The organism is Streptococcus sp. 20925_1_22, from assembly GCF_041431685.1.
In the GTDB taxonomy this organism is placed as follows: domain Bacteria; phylum Bacillota; class Bacilli; order Lactobacillales; family Streptococcaceae; genus Streptococcus.
This window is the reverse complement of sequence record NZ_JAPVYE010000005.1, coordinates 174,997-190,070: the sequence shown is the minus strand read 5'-3', so window position 1 is coordinate 190,070 and position 15,074 is coordinate 174,997. Positions and strand designations below refer to the sequence as shown.

General features: G+C 43.3%; 13 protein-coding genes. All 13 read left to right on the top strand.

Features of this window, described 5'->3' with window-relative positions:
* The first annotated feature begins 44 nt into the window (after nucleotides 1-44).
* The gene (gene typA / locus O3621_RS08655; RefSeq protein ID WP_002932699.1) at nucleotides 45-1,892 is read left to right on the top strand and encodes a translational GTPase TypA; all 1,848 of its coding nucleotides are present in this window, start codon (nucleotides 45-47) and stop codon (nucleotides 1,890-1,892) included.
* A 23-nt stretch (nucleotides 1,893-1,915) separates the two neighbouring features.
* A complete protein-coding gene (locus O3621_RS08650) occupies nucleotides 1,916-2,185 on the top strand; it encodes a DUF3165 family protein (RefSeq protein WP_002898040.1) in 270 nt (89 codons plus the stop codon).
* A gap of 230 nt (nucleotides 2,186-2,415) precedes the next feature.
* A complete protein-coding gene (murD, locus tag O3621_RS08645; protein WP_101771132.1) occupies nucleotides 2,416-3,768 on the top strand; it encodes a UDP-N-acetylmuramoyl-L-alanine--D-glutamate ligase in 1,353 nt (450 codons plus the stop codon).
* A 1-nt stretch (nucleotide 3,769) separates the two neighbouring features.
* A complete protein-coding gene (locus O3621_RS08640) occupies nucleotides 3,770-4,840 on the top strand; it encodes a UDP-N-acetylglucosamine--N-acetylmuramyl-(pentapeptide) pyrophosphoryl-undecaprenol N-acetylglucosamine transferase (RefSeq protein WP_371514063.1) in 1,071 nt (356 codons plus the stop codon).
* Nucleotides 4,837-6,048, top strand: coding sequence for a cell division protein FtsQ/DivIB (locus O3621_RS08635; protein WP_061592101.1), 1,212 nt, complete (start codon nucleotides 4,837-4,839; stop codon nucleotides 6,046-6,048). The genes O3621_RS08640 and O3621_RS08635 overlap by 4 nt, the downstream gene beginning before the upstream one ends.
* Nucleotides 6,049-6,169: 121 nt before the next feature.
* Nucleotides 6,170-7,528 carry a cell division protein FtsA gene (gene ftsA, locus O3621_RS08630; RefSeq protein ID WP_314449710.1) on the top strand — a complete coding sequence of 453 codons (1,359 nt, stop codon included), beginning with the start codon at nucleotides 6,170-6,172 and terminating at the stop codon, nucleotides 7,526-7,528.
* A 16-nt stretch (nucleotides 7,529-7,544) separates the two neighbouring features.
* Nucleotides 7,545-8,822, top strand: coding sequence for a cell division protein FtsZ (gene ftsZ / locus O3621_RS08625; protein WP_011836648.1), 1,278 nt, complete (start codon nucleotides 7,545-7,547; stop codon nucleotides 8,820-8,822).
* Between the two features lie 8 nt (nucleotides 8,823-8,830).
* Complete coding sequence (locus tag O3621_RS08620) at nucleotides 8,831-9,502, top strand: YggS family pyridoxal phosphate-dependent enzyme (RefSeq protein WP_002915703.1); 672 nt, start codon at nucleotides 8,831-8,833, stop codon at nucleotides 9,500-9,502.
* Nucleotides 9,503-9,511: 9 nt separating this feature from the next.
* A complete protein-coding gene (locus tag O3621_RS08615) occupies nucleotides 9,512-10,099 on the top strand; it encodes a cell division protein SepF (RefSeq protein ID WP_002896164.1) in 588 nt (195 codons plus the stop codon).
* Between the two features lie 5 nt (nucleotides 10,100-10,104).
* Nucleotides 10,105-10,380 (top strand): YggT family protein, encoded by a 276-nt coding sequence (locus tag O3621_RS08610; RefSeq protein WP_002929696.1) that lies wholly within the window; start codon nucleotides 10,105-10,107, stop codon nucleotides 10,378-10,380.
* A complete protein-coding gene (locus O3621_RS08605) occupies nucleotides 10,377-11,162 on the top strand; it encodes an RNA-binding protein (RefSeq protein WP_371514062.1) in 786 nt (261 codons plus the stop codon). The genes O3621_RS08610 and O3621_RS08605 overlap by 4 nt, the downstream gene beginning before the upstream one ends.
* 9 nt (nucleotides 11,163-11,171) lie before the next feature.
* The gene (locus tag O3621_RS08600; RefSeq protein WP_002907042.1) at nucleotides 11,172-11,966 is read left to right on the top strand and encodes a DivIVA domain-containing protein; all 795 of its coding nucleotides are present in this window, start codon (nucleotides 11,172-11,174) and stop codon (nucleotides 11,964-11,966) included.
* Between the two features lie 282 nt (nucleotides 11,967-12,248).
* On the top strand, nucleotides 12,249-15,041 hold the full coding sequence (gene ileS, locus O3621_RS08595) for an isoleucine--tRNA ligase (RefSeq protein ID WP_371514061.1): 2,793 nt from the start codon (nucleotides 12,249-12,251) through the stop codon (nucleotides 15,039-15,041).
* Nucleotides 15,042-15,074 lie beyond the last annotated feature (33 nt).

The window sequence follows — 15,074 nt, the reverse complement described above, 5'->3', positions numbered from 1 at the left end:
TAATTGTTCAGTTAGAAATAAAATTTAAAAATTCAGAGGAAATCATGACAAAATTAAGAGAAGATATCCGTAACATTGCGATTATCGCCCACGTTGACCACGGGAAAACAACCCTCGTTGACGAATTATTGAAGCAGTCTGAAACTCTTGATGCTCGTACAGAGTTGGCAGAGCGTGCTATGGACTCAAACGATATCGAAAAAGAGCGCGGTATTACGATCCTTGCTAAAAATACAGCCGTTGCTTACAATGGAACTCGTATCAATATCATGGACACACCAGGACACGCGGACTTCGGTGGAGAAGTTGAGCGTATCATGAAAATGGTTGACGGTGTTGTTTTGGTGGTAGATGCCTACGAAGGAACCATGCCACAAACTCGTTTCGTATTGAAAAAAGCTCTGGAACAAGACCTTGTCCCAATTGTTGTTGTCAACAAAATCGACAAACCATCAGCTCGCCCAGCAGAAGTAGTGGACGAAGTTTTGGAACTCTTTATCGAGCTTGGTGCAGATGATGATCAGCTTGATTTCCCAGTTGTTTATGCTTCAGCTATCAATGGAACTTCTTCATTGTCAGACGATCCAGCTGATCAAGAAAAAACAATGGCACCAATCTTTGATACCATTATCGACCATATCCCTGCTCCAGTGGACAACTCAGATGAGCCTTTGCAGTTCCAAGTCTCACTCTTGGACTACAATGACTTCGTAGGTCGTATCGGTATCGGGCGTGTCTTCCGTGGTACTGTTAAGGTTGGGGACCAAGTTACTCTTTCTAAACTAGATGGCACCACCAAGAACTTCCGTGTCACAAAACTCTTTGGTTTCTTTGGTTTGGAACGTCGTGAAATCAATGAAGCCAAAGCAGGTGACTTGATTGCTGTTTCAGGTATGGAAGATATCTTTGTTGGTGAAACGATTACTCCAACAGATGCCATTGAACCTCTTCCAATCCTTCACATCGATGAACCAACACTTCAAATGACCTTCTTGGTAAACAACTCACCATTTGCTGGTCGCGAAGGGAAATGGGTAACTTCTCGTAAGGTTGAAGAACGCTTGCAAGCTGAACTGCAAACAGACGTATCCCTTCGTGTTGATCCAACAGATTCACCAGATAAGTGGACCGTTTCAGGTCGTGGCGAATTGCACTTGTCAATCCTGATCGAAACCATGCGTCGTGAAGGATATGAGTTGCAAGTATCTCGTCCAGAAGTTATCGTAAAAGAAATCGATGGCGTTAAGTGCGAGCCATTTGAGCGCGTCCAAATCGATACTCCAGAAGAATACCAAGGATCTGTTATCCAAAGTCTTTCTGAACGTAAGGGTGAAATGTTGGATATGATTTCAACTGGTAATGGTCAAACTCGTTTGGTCTTCCTTGTTCCAGCGCGTGGTTTGATCGGATACTCAACTGAGTTCTTGTCAATGACCCGTGGTTACGGTATCATGAACCATACCTTCGACCAATACTTGCCATTGATTCCAGGTGAAATTGGTGGCCGTCACCGCGGTGCTCTGGTATCTATTGATGCTGGTAAGGCAACGACCTACTCTATCATGTCTATCGAAGAGCGCGGAACTATCTTTGTCAACCCAGGTACTGAGGTTTACGAAGGAATGATCATCGGTGAAAACTCTCGTGAAAATGACTTGACTGTTAATATCACCAAAGCTAAACAGATGACTAACGTTCGTTCTGCAACCAAGGACCAGACAGCAGTTATCAAGACACCTCGTATCTTGACCTTGGAGGAATCTTTGGAATTCTTGAACGACGATGAGTACATGGAAGTAACACCAGAATCTATTCGTCTACGTAAGCAAATTTTGAACAAACAAGAACGCGAAAAAGCCAATAAAAAGAAAAAATCAGCTGCAGCTGAATAAGCAAAAGGGAAAGGAGCAGCAAGATGGTTTATCTTATCATTGGGATTTTAATCCTCTTTTTCTACATTTTTGCTGTTCCATCCAGTATTAAAGGGACTGTTAATGCTGTGACTATGGTTTTACTGATTGTGGCCTTGATTATCTTATTTGGCTTAGGCATTTTTAAAATTTTCCAGTTGCCGGCTGAATATTTTGTAGGTTTCGGCCTATCCGTAGTGACCGTCTTGGCTTTGCGGGATATTAATCGTCTCAAGCCGCCTAAAAAATCAAAAAAGAATTTTGATGAAGAATAATAAATGAGCAAGAACTTAGAAGGTCGGATAGATGTTTTGAGATCTTGCTTTTTTGTTAATTTATATTTTTACAAAAACAATAGGTTTATGTTACAAAATATTTCAAATAGATGAAAACATATCATTTTTTTCAAAACTTGCTTACAGTCGAAAATAAAAGACTCCTATGTCTTTTTTATTTTCACAAAAAAAGGTAAAATAGAGTGAAGTATGAATGGAAGAGGTTGCTTATGAAAAAAATAGCAAATTTTGCCAATAAGAAGGTCTTGGTCCTGGGATTGGCCAAGTCGGGTGAGTCAGCAGCTCGCCTTTTAGATAAATTAGGAGCCATCGTGACGGTTAATGACGGTAAACCTTTCGAGGAAAATCCTGCTGCCCAATCTTTGCTAGAAGAAGGTATTAAAGTGGTGACAGGAGGTCATCCCTTGGAGTTGCTGGACGAAGATTTTGAACTAATGGTGAAAAATCCAGGTATTCCTTATGACAATGCTATGGTCGTTCGAGCTCTTGAAAAGAAGATTCCTGTTATCACTGAAGTAGAGTTGGCTTATCTCATTTCAGAAGCGCCGATTATTGGTATTACGGGTTCAAATGGCAAAACGACGACCACAACCATGATTGCGCAAGTCTTGACAGCTGGTGGTCAAAATGGTCTCTTGTCTGGTAATATCGGCTTTCCTGCTAGTCAGGTAGCCCAAACAGCCAGCAGCAAAGATACGTTGGTCATGGAACTGTCTTCCTTCCAGTTGATAGGGATTGAAGATTTTCATCCGCAAATCGCTGTTATTACCAACCTCATGCCGACTCATTTGGATTATCACGGCTCTGTTGAGGAATATGCAGCTGCTAAGTGGAATATCCAGAAAAACATGACAGCTGATGATTATCTGGTTTTGAATTTCAATCAAGACTGGGCCAAGGAAATGGCTAGCCAGACTCAGGCTACTGTTATGCCTTTTTCAACGACTGAAAAGGTGGATGGTGCCTATTTAGAGGGTGATGTCTTGACCTTCCGTGGAGAAGCGATTATGCAGGTGGCTGAAATCGGCGTTCCTGGCAGTCACAATGTTGAAAACGCTCTGGCTACGATTGCAGTGGCCAAACTGCGTGGCATTGACAATCAGACGATTAAAGAAGTCTTGTCAGCTTTTGGGGGTGTTAAGCACCGTCTTCAGTATGTGGGGCAGGTAAATGAGGTTGCCTTTTACAATGACAGTAAGTCTACCAATATCTTGGCAACCCAGAAAGCCTTATCTGGTTTTGACAATAGCAAGGTGATTCTAATTGCGGGTGGCTTGGACCGTGGCAATGAATTTGACGAGTTGGTGCCTGACCTCAAAGGGCTCAAGAAAATGGTTATCTTAGGACAATCAGCTCCGCGTGTAAAGAGAGCGGCTGATCAGGCTGGCGTTTCTTATCTGGATGCGACTGATGTCCAGGATGCGGCTCATAAGGCCTTTGCGCAAGCGGAGCCAGGAGACATTGTCTTGCTTAGTCCTGCCAATGCCAGCTGGGATATGTATAGTAATTTTGAAGTCCGTGGCGATGAATTTCTCGCTGCATTTGAAGAATTAAAAGTTTAAGATGAAAAAGATTGTATTTACAGGTGGAGGAACGGTCGGGCATGTAACCCTCAACCTTCTCCTGATTCCGAAATTTATCAAAGAAGGCTGGCAGGTCCACTATATTGGTGATAAGCATGGGATTGAGTATCAGGAAATCCAAAAGTCTGGACTAGACGTGACCTTCCATTCGGTAGCTACGGGCAAGCTTCGCCGCTACTTTTCATGGCAGAATCTGCTGGATGGCTTTAAGGTCGTCTGGGGTATTTTCCAGTCGCTGGGTATTATGCTCAAGGTACGGCCGCAGGCTCTCTTTTCTAAGGGAGGCTTTGTATCCGTTCCGCCCGTGATTGCAGCCCGACTGTCAGGAGTGCCTGTATATGTTCATGAGTCGGATCTATCCATTGGCTTGGCCAATAAAATCGCCTATAAGTGTGCGACCAAGATGTATGCGACCTTTGAGCAACCTTCCAGTCTGACCAAGATTGAGCATGTCGGAGCTGTGACCAAGGTCGGTAACCAAGAGTCAGTCCCACCGCAGGAACTAGAAGAAATCCGTCAGTATTTTGATAAAGAGCTGCCTACTCTGCTTTTTGTCGGTGGTTCTGCTGGTGCTAAGGTCTTTAATGACTTTGTCAGCCAGAATCAAGCTGTGCTGACCGAACGCTACAACGTTATCAATCTGACAGGCGATGCAAGTTTGGATGTTCTGTCTGACCGTCTCTTTCGCAGAGCCTATGTGACAGAGCTCTACCAGCCTTTGATGGACTTGGCAGATGTAGTGGTGACTCGCGGCGGTTCCAATACAATCTTTGAGCTCTTGGCTATGGCTAAGCTGCATATTATCGTTCCTCTGGGACGCGAAGCCAGCCGCGGCGATCAGATTGAAAATGCGGATTATTTTGTGAAAAAGGGATATGCCAAGCAATTGGCAGAGGAACAGCTGGATATGAGCCATTTACAGACAGTTCTTGATGACCTTTTGGCGAACCAAGCTTCTTATCATCAAGCTATGAAAAATTCTCAGGAAATCAAGTCTGTAGATGAATTTTATGCTTTATTGAAAGCGGATATTGACAAGGGAAAGAAATGAGCAAGAAAAACAATGATGAGCCAAAGGAAGAGGTAAGTGAGCACCTCTCTGAATGGCAGAAACGAAATAAAGAATATCTTGAAAAGAAGGCTCAGGAAGAGGCCAGTAAACAAAAGGAGCTGGAAAAAGAGGAAGCAAAAGAAGCTGAAGCTGGGAACTCAATCGAAGGCGGAGAAATAGCTGAAGAGACGGAAGAAGATGACTCATCCTATGAAGAGGAAGAAACAGAATATTTGGAAGATGACTCATCCGAACCTGAGCTAGAGACTGAATTGAGCGAGAAAGAGCGCAAAAAACTGGAGAAACTTCAGAAAAAGGCAGAAAAAGAAGCTGCTAAGGTGAATATTTCAAGGGTTCATATTTATCGAGCACTGCCGGTTTTGCTGGGCAGTGGCTTGATTTTTATCATGTCAGTTTATTTTTTGACACCACTGGCGACCATGAAGACTATCAAATTTTCAGGGAATCAAATGGTCAGTCAGGAAGACCTGCTCAAAAGCAGTAAGATTGATGAGAAAGACTATACTTTAACAACCTTTATCAATGGCGGCAATCATATCCGCAATATGAAAGCGTCTAGTCCTTGGATTAACAACCTAGAGATGGCTTATCAGTTTCCGATTACTTTTCAGGTAAAGGTCAAGGAGTACGGAGTTCTGGCCTATCTGCATGAGGGTGGCCAGTATTATCCTATTCTGACAAATGGGGAGATTATTTCGGACCCGACTGCTGTAGATTCTATGCCGGAAACCCATATTTCGATAGAGTTTTCAGATAAAAAATTGATTAAGGAATTTGCCCTTCAAATTGAAAAGGTACCGGCTTCGATCAAGAAAAATATTAAGACAGTTCAGTTGACTCCAAGCAAGGTGACACCGGACTTGGTTACGCTGACCATGCATGATGGCAATAAAATTTTGGTACCAATTTCACATATTGCCAAAAAACTGCCATATTACAAGGGAATCCAATCGCAGCTGGAAGAGGGGGTACCTAGTGTTGTAGATATGGAAGCAGGGATTTTTAGTTATGTTGAAGGAGCTCAAAACGAGCCGTCTTCTTCTGACGAAGAAAAGCAGAAAACAGAAGAGGACCCGACTGGACAGCAAACAGAGCAAGCGGCTGGGCAGGTGACAGAAAGTCAGGAAGAAGAACCTGCAGAGCCGCAAAATTCGACAGAAAACCCGGTAAATACCGAAAATCGCTAAATTATATGTAGAAAAACTGCGCATTTTCAGTTTCTTTATGTTATAATAAAGCTTGGGTAACTCTAATTTTTAGCGTTATTAGTATAGACCGGAAACATGGAAGATAGAGAGGACTGGTGTAATGGCTAGAGACGGCTTTTTTACTGGATTAGATATAGGAACTAGCTCAATTAAAGTGTTGGTGGCAGAGCACATCAACGATGAAATGAATGTTATTGGGGTCAGCAATGCAAAAAGCGCTGGCGTTAAAGATGGAATTATTGTTGATATTGAGGCTGCTGCTGCTGCCATTAAGACAGCTATTTCTCAAGCAGAAGAAAAGGCAGGCATTTCAATTGGTTTAGTTAACGTCGGACTTCCGGCTAATCTCTTACAGATTGAGCCTACTCAGGGTATGATTCCTGTGACTAGTGATTCTAAGGAAATCACAGATACAGATGTAGAGAATGTTGTTAGATCTGCTCTGACTAAGAGTATGACTCCTGACCGCGAAGTGATTACTTTCATCCCAGAAGAGTTTGTAGTGGATGGTTTCCAAGGGATTCGTGACCCACGCGGTATGATGGGGATTCGCTTAGAAATGCGTGGACTTCTCTACACTGGACCACGGACTATTCTCCACAACCTCCGTAAGACAGTGGAGCGTGCGGGAGTTCAGCTTGAGAACGTTATTATCTCCCCATTGGCTATGACTAAGTCAATCTTGAACGAAGGGGAACGTGAGTTTGGGGCAACTGTCATTGATATGGGCGGCGGCCAAACTACAGTGGCTTCTGTTAGAGGTCAAGAGCTTCAATATACGAATATATACCAAGAAGGTGGCGACTATGTAACCAAGGACATCTCCAAGGTTTTGAAGACTTCGCAAAAGTTGGCTGAAAGTCTCAAGTTTAACTATGGTTCTGCTTATGTTCCTGAAGCTGGCACAGAGTCCTTCCAAGTAGAAGTGATTGGCGAGATTGAGCCGGTTGAAGTAACTGAAAAGTATCTGGCTGAAATTATTTCTGCTCGTATCCAACACATTTTTGAGCAAATCAAACGCGATTTGGATAGAAGGCATCTTCTAGAGTTGCCAGGCGGTATTGTGATTATTGGTGGAGCAGCTATTCTTCCAGGAGTGGTTGAGCTGGCTCAGGAAGTGTTTGGCGTGAATGTCAAGCTTTATGTGCCAAATCAAATCGGCATTCGCAATCCAGCCTTTGCACATGTTATCAGCCTGTCAGAGTATGCCGGAAACTTAACAGATGTGGATATGCTGGCTCAGGTTGCTGTTCATGGTGATGAGCAACTGCGCCATCGACCTGTATCCTTTGACCGTCCTGCTCAGTCAGTACCACGCTTTGAACCTCAACCAGCTGATGAGATTCCTGAGGAGCCGGTCCAAGAAGTTCCAGTTGCCAGTGCTGATGTGCCAAACCAAGAACCAAAAACCGGTATTACAGATCGGATGCGCAACCTAATTGGCAAAATGTTTGATTAAGGAGAATACAGAGAATATGACATTTTCATTTGACGCTGCTGCTGCACAAGGCGCAGTAATTAAAGTTATTGGTGTCGGTGGAGGTGGCGGTAATGCCATCAACCGAATGATTGATGAAGGTGTTGCTGGTGTTGAATTCATCGCAGCAAATACAGATGTTCAAGCTCTTAGCAGTGCCAAAGCTGAAACAGTGATTCAGCTCGGTCCTAAACTGACTCGCGGGCTCGGTGCCGGAGGTCAGCCTGAAGTAGGACGTAAGGCAGCTGAAGAAAGCGAAGAAGTCCTGACCGAAGCTCTGCAAGGAGCAGATATGGTCTTCATCACTGCTGGTATGGGTGGTGGATCTGGGACAGGTGCTGCTCCAGTGATTGCTCGTATCGCAAAAAATGTTGGTGCTCTGACTGTTGCGGTAGTTACACGTCCTTTCGGTTTTGAAGGAAGTAAGCGTGGAACCTTTGCAGTAGAAGGAATCAACGAACTTCGCGAACATGTAGATACACTCTTGATTATCTCAAATAACAACTTGCTTGAAATTGTAGACAAGAAGACTCCGCTCCTTGAAGCACTCAGTGAAGCAGATAATGTTCTTCGCCAAGGTGTCCAAGGGATTACTGACTTGATTACCAGCCCAGGACTGATTAACCTTGACTTTGCCGACGTGAAAACAGTTATGGCAGACAAGGGTAATGCTTTGATGGGAATTGGTGTTGGTAGCGGTGAAGAACGCGTTATCGAAGCTGCTCGCAAAGCTATCTACTCACCTCTTTTGGAAACAACCATTGATGGTGCAGAGGACGTAATTGTCAACGTTACTGGTGGCCTAGATATGACCTTGATTGAAGCTGAAGAAGCTTCAGAAATTGTCAACCAAGCAGCAGGTCATGGTGTGAACATCTGGCTCGGTACTGCGATTGATGAGTCTATGAAGGATGAAATCCGCGTGACTGTTGTAGCTACTGGTGTCCGTCAGGATAAGGTTGAAAAGGTCAGCGGCATTCGTCAGACACCACAACCTACTAGTCCAAGCCGTCCGCAGCAAGTTGAGCCAAACCGCGAAGTTCGCTCAGGGCAGTTTGAACGAAACTTTGATATGACCGAAACGGTTGATATTCCGGCTCCAAGCCGTCAAAGAACGGATGCGCCTAAAGGTTCAGCCTTTGGTGATTGGGATCTTCGCCGCGAAGCGATTGTTCGTCAGGCTGAACCAAGTTCGTCAGCCCGCGTGGAGCGCTATGCAGAAACTAATGAAGATGATGATGAATTGGAAACACCTCCGTTCTTCAGAAATCGTTAATCTAAATCATGAATTTGCAGAATAATAAAGAGTTGGTCTTTCAATCCGTCGCTCAAGCGGCGGAGCAAGCCCAGCGTTTGAAAGATTCAGTAAATATCATTGCAGTTACCAAATATGTTGACTGCGAAACAACTCAGGAGCTTGTTCGTACAGGTATTCAGCATATTGGAGAAAATCGGGTAGATAAATTTCTAGATAAATACCATGCTCTGAAAGATGAGAATCTGACCTGGCACCTGATCGGCAGTTTGCAGAGGAGAAAAGTCAAGGATGTGATTAACTATGTTGATTACTTTCACGCTTTAGATTCTGTGAAATTGGCCAAGGAGATTGACAAACGAGCCCAACATGTGATTAAATGTTTCCTGCAGGTGAATATTTCTAAAGAAGAGAGCAAGCATGGCTTTTTGATTGAAGAACTTGAAGTTGTCCTGCCTGAACTTGAAAAATTAGAAAATGTTCAAATTGTGGGATTGATGACTATGGCTCCGTTTGAAGCTAGTCATGAGGAGCTGAACCAAATTTTTGAAAAGGCTCATCAACTACAAAAAGAATTAAAAAAGAAACAGTTAAATAATATGCCCTTTTCTGAATTAAGCATGGGAATGAGCCGTGATTATCCAGAAGCAATTGCCCATGGCTCGACCTATGTCAGAATTGGTACAGCATTTTTTAAATAGGAAAGAAATATGTCATTAAAAGATAGATTTGATAAATTTATAGATTATTTTACAGAAGATGGAGATGAGACTGAGGTTCAGGAGCAGACTGTCAGCAGACCTGCAGCGCCTGTTAAGCAGAAGCCTGAATTGGTTCAGCCTAAGCCAGTCAGAGAGAGCAAGCCAGCTCCTCGTCCGGTTGCTGCAGCCAAGCCACAGCCTAAACCACAGCCACAACAGAAATCTTCGACAGAGAATATTACCAGACTGCATGCACGTCAGCAGGAATTGGCTCAGCACCGTGCAAATGCGGATGAAAAGATTACGATTGATGTTCGTTATCCGAGGAGATATGAGGAAGCGACTGAAATTGTTGACCTGCTTTTGGCCAATGAAAGCATCCTGATTGACTTCCAGTATATGACTGAGGTACAGGCTCGTCGCTGTTTAGACTACCTAGACGGTGCTCGTTATGTTTTGGCTGGAAATTTGAAAAAAGTTGCAAGCACTATGTATTTGCTGACTCCGATTAATGTAGTGGTAAATGTGGAAGATATCCGCCTGCCAAACGATGTTGAAATCAGCGAATTCGACTTTGATATGAAGCGCAGTAGATAAGAGATATGTTATATTTTGTAATTCGTGCCATCTCTAATCTTTTCGATCTTTATACCATCGCCTTGATTGTCTATGCACTTCTATCTTGGTTTCCAGGAGCCTATCAAACCAAATTCGGAGAGTTTCTAACACGAATTGTAGAACCGTATTTAAAACTTTTCCGCCGTCTTCCCTTGCAATTTGCAGGGCTGGACTTTACCGTTTGGGTTGCAATTCTGGCTTTAAACCTTTTAAATCGTGTAGTCTTTTATTTAATAAGCATCTTACTAATGTTATTATGATGAAAGATTTATATCAGCACTTTTCGCCTGAGGATCGAGAGTTTATTGATAGGAGTTTGGAGCTGCTTCAGCGGGTTCAAGATACCTATGCCTTTGAAACAACGTCTTTTCTGAATCCCCATCAGGTTTCGATACTGAAGAATATTGGCAAACAATATGATGTGCAAGTCTTTGCTAGTTCGGATTATTTTCCAAGTGAACTGGCAAGAGTTCTTGTGGCGCCTTCTTATTACCAACTGAATATGGATGATTTTGAATTGAGCTTGCTGGAAATTTCCTATGCAAGCAAATTTTATAAAATCAGTCATTCGCAGATTATGGGCACACTTCTCAATCAATTAGGGATTGAAAGACGAACTTTTGGCGATATTCTTGTGGTTGGAGACCGTGCTCAGTTCTTTGTAGATAAAAGACTTGCTCAGTATTTTATAGACCATGTCACTAAAATAGCAAAGATGCCTGTCAGACTAAAGGAAGTTTCCTTTGCAGAGCAGCTGAAAGAGCAGAAGCAGGTTGTCACCAGAGAAATTTTAGCATCTAGTCTTCGCTTGGATAAGTTGGTAGCCAGCACTTTTAAGTTATCGAGGAGCCAGGCTGCTCAGCTGATTTCTGGCAAGCATGTGAAAATGAACTATGCTGTTAATGACAATCCCAGCCAGCAGGTCGGGCTTGAAGACTTGATAAGCGTTAGACGATTTGGAAGATTTAAGGTTTTAAGAGAAAATGGCCTTTCCAAGAATGGAAAACATAAGTTAATCGTTGAATTATTAGCTAGTAAATGAGGAGGAACTATGACACTTACAGCATTAGAAATTAAAGATAAATCCTTTGGAACCAAGTTTAGAGGCTATGATGTTGAAGAGGTAGATGAATTCCTTGACATCGTTGTCCGTGATTATGAGGACTTGGTTCGTGAAAACCACGAAAAAGAAGCAAAAATTCGCAATCTGGAAGAACGTTTGACATATTTTGATGAGATGAAAGACTCTCTTAGCCAGTCTGTCTTGATTGCTCAGGATACGGCTGAGCGTGTTAAAGTTGCTGCCAACGAGCGATCTACAAATATTGTCCGTCAGGCAGAGCAGGATGCACAGCATTTGTTGGATGGAGCTAAGTACAAGGCTGATGAAATTTTGCGTCAGGCGGCTGACAATGCTAAGAAAGTAGCTATTGAAACAGAAGAACTGAAAAACAAAACACGTGTCTTCCATCAACGTTTGAAATCAACCATTGAGAGCCAACTCAGCATTGTGGATTCGTCTGAATGGGAAGAAATCCTTCGTCCGACAGCTACTTATCTGCAAACCAGCGATGAAGCTTTCAAGGAAGTTGTATCTGAGGTTCTGGGAGAAGAAGCAGTTGTTCGTGAGGAAGAAGTGGATGTTACTCGTCAATTTTCTCCAGAGGAAATGGCTGAGTTGCAAGAGCGCATTGAAGCTGCTAACCGTGAATTAGCTGCGACCCAAGCTTTTTCTCCGCTCAGCGATGAAGATATAGAAGCTCACGCAGCTGAAGAGAACTCAGAAGCTGACCATCACGATGATGATACAAATGGGGAACAAAAAGTTCCAGTAAATATTTTATAATTTTAAAGAAGATAAGATTGTAAAAACACAGACCAAGCAAAATACTTTCAGCGAGCAGATGATGGTGAGAGATCTGCAGTCCATCTTGCTTGGGCTATCATTTTACAGAACTTTCGTCTGAAATCAGTAGGATGAGACGGCAGTCCACGTTACGGACAAAGAGGGGCAAGAGGAGCACTATGCTATTGTCTTGCCTAAACAAAGGTGGTACCGCGAATTTTCGTCCTTTTTGGAGAAGTTTGCGGTTTTTAATTTGTAATTTTAAAAATAAAGAGGAATAGAATGAAACTGAAAGAAACACTTAACCTTGGAAAAACTGCTTTTCCTATGCGGGCCGGTCTTCCAAATAAGGAGCCAATCTGGCAGAAGGAATGGGATGAAGCTAAGCTTTATCAACGCCGTCAGGAACTGAACGAAGGCAAGCCGCACTTTATCCTGCATGATGGCCCTCCTTATGCTAACGGGAATATTCATGTCGGCCATGCTATGAACAAGATTTCCAAAGATATCATTGTTCGCTCAAAGTCTATGGCTGGTTACTATGCGCCTTACATTCCAGGATGGGATACGCATGGTCTTCCGATTGAGCAGGTATTGGCAAAACAAGGCGTTAAGCGCAAAGAGTTGGACTTGGTAGAATACCTCAACATGTGTCGGGACTATGCGCTTAGCCAAGTCGAAAAGCAAAAAGAGGACTTCAAGCGTTTGGGTGTTTCTGGTGACTGGGATAATCCTTATGTTACTTTGACTTCTGATTATGAAGCGGCTCAGATTCGTGTCTTTGGCGAAATGGCTAAGAAAGGCTACATCTACCGTGGCGCTAAGCCAGTTTACTGGTCTTGGTCTTCTGAGTCAGCTCTTGCTGAAGCAGAAATTGAATACCATGATTTGGTTTCCACCTCTCTCTACTATGCTAACCGTGTTAAAGACGGAAAAGGGGTACTGGACACAGATACTTACATCGTCGTATGGACAACAACTCCGTTTACTATTACAGCTTCTCGTGGTTTGACTGTTGGAGCAGATATTGATTACGTAGTCGTTCAACCAGCTGGTGAATCTCGTAAGTTTGTGGTTGCTTCAGAATTGTTGAATAGTCTGTCAGAGAAATTTGGCTGGACTGATGTTCAAGTTTTGGATACCTACCGTGGTCAAGAATTAAACCACATCGTGACAGTTCACCCATGGGATACTTCTGTAGATGAGTTGGTCATTTTGGGTGACCACGTTACGACTGACTCTGGTACTGGTATTGTCCATACTGCGCCTGGTTTTGGTGAGGACGACTACCATGTCGGTGTAGCCAATGGACTGGAAGTTGCTGTGACAGTCAATGAGCGCGGTATCATGATGGAAAATGCTGGTCCTGACTTTGAAGGCCAGTTCTATGATAAGGTTGTGCCGACGGTTATTGAAAAGCTTGGTGATTTGCTCCTTGCTCAGGAAGAAATTTCTCACTCTTATCCATTTGACTGGCGTACTAAGAAGCCAATCATCTGGCGGGCAGTACCTCAGTGGTTTGCATCTGTTTCTAAATTCCGTCAAGAAATTTTAGATGAAATTGACAAGATTAAATTCCATTCTGAATGGGGGAAAGTACGCCTCTACAATATGATTCGTGACCGTGGTGACTGGGTTATCTCTCGTCAGCGGGCTTGGGGTGTGCCGTTGCCAATCTTCTATGCCGAAGACGGAACACCAATCATGACGGCCGAAACCATCGAGCACGTAGCTCAGCTCTTTGAGGAGCACGGCTCTATCGTCTGGTGGAAGCGTGAAGCCAAAGACCTCTTACCAGAAGGATTTACTCATCCAGGTTCTCCAAATGGTGAATTTACCAAGGAAACGGACATCATGGACGTTTGGTTTGACTCAGGTTCATCATGGAATGGGGTAGTGGTCAACCGTCCGGAATTGACTTACCCGGCTGATCTTTATCTAGAAGGTTCAGACCAATACCGTGGTTGGTTCAATTCATCCCTTATCACATCAGTTGCTAACCATGGCGTGGCCCCTTACAAACAAATCTTGTCACAAGGCTTTGCCCTAGATGGTAAGGGTGAGAAGATGTCCAAATCTCTTGGAAATACCATTGCTCCAAGTGACGTGGAAAAACAATTTGGTGCGGAAATCTTGCGTCTCTGGGTAACCAGTGTTGATTCTAGCAACGATGTTCGCATCTCTATGGATATCTTGAGCCAAGTTTCTGAAACCTACCGTAAGATTCGGAATACCTTGCGTTTCTTGATTGCCAATACCTCTGACTTTAATCCAGCTGAGGATGCCGTAGCTTACGAAGAACTTCGATCTGTTGATAAATACATGACTATCAGCTTTAATCAATTAGTAGAAACTATTCGTAAGGCTTATACGGACTTTGAGTTTCTGACTATTTATAAAGCGATTGTCAACTTTGTGACTGTTGACTTGTCCGCTTTCTATCTGGACTTTGCCAAAGATGTCGTCTATATCGAAGCAGCAAAATCATTGGAACGTCGTCAGATGCAGACTGTCTTCTATGATATTTTGGTCAAGATTACCAAGCTGTTGACACCAATTCTGCCACACACAGCAGAAGAAATCTGGTCTTACTTGGAGCATGAAGGTGAAGAATTTGTTCAGTTATCCGAACTGCCTGAAGCTCAGACTTTCCCAAATCAAGAAGAAATTTTGGACACTTGGTCTGCCTTTATGGACTTCCGCAGTCAAGCTCAGAAAGCTTTAGAAGAAGCCCGCAATGAGAAGGTTATCGGGAAATCGTTGGAAGCGCACCTGACTGTCTATCCAAATGAAGTCATCAAGACCTTGCTTGAGGCAGTCAACAGTGATGTGGCTCAGCTTCTTATCGTTTCACAATTAACGATTGCTGAAGGACCTGCTCCAGAAGGCGCTGTCGTCTTTGAAGATGTAGCCTTTACAGTGGAGCATGCTCAGGGACAAGTATGTGATCGTTGTCGCCGCATTGATACAACAGTTAAAGAGCGCAGTTATCAAGCCCTTGTCTGTGACCACTGTGCAGAAATTTTAGAAGAAAACTTTTCGGAAGCAGTTGCAGAAGGCTTTGAGAGCAAGTAAGTTTCCAAAATAAAAAATGGCTTTACCCTTTAG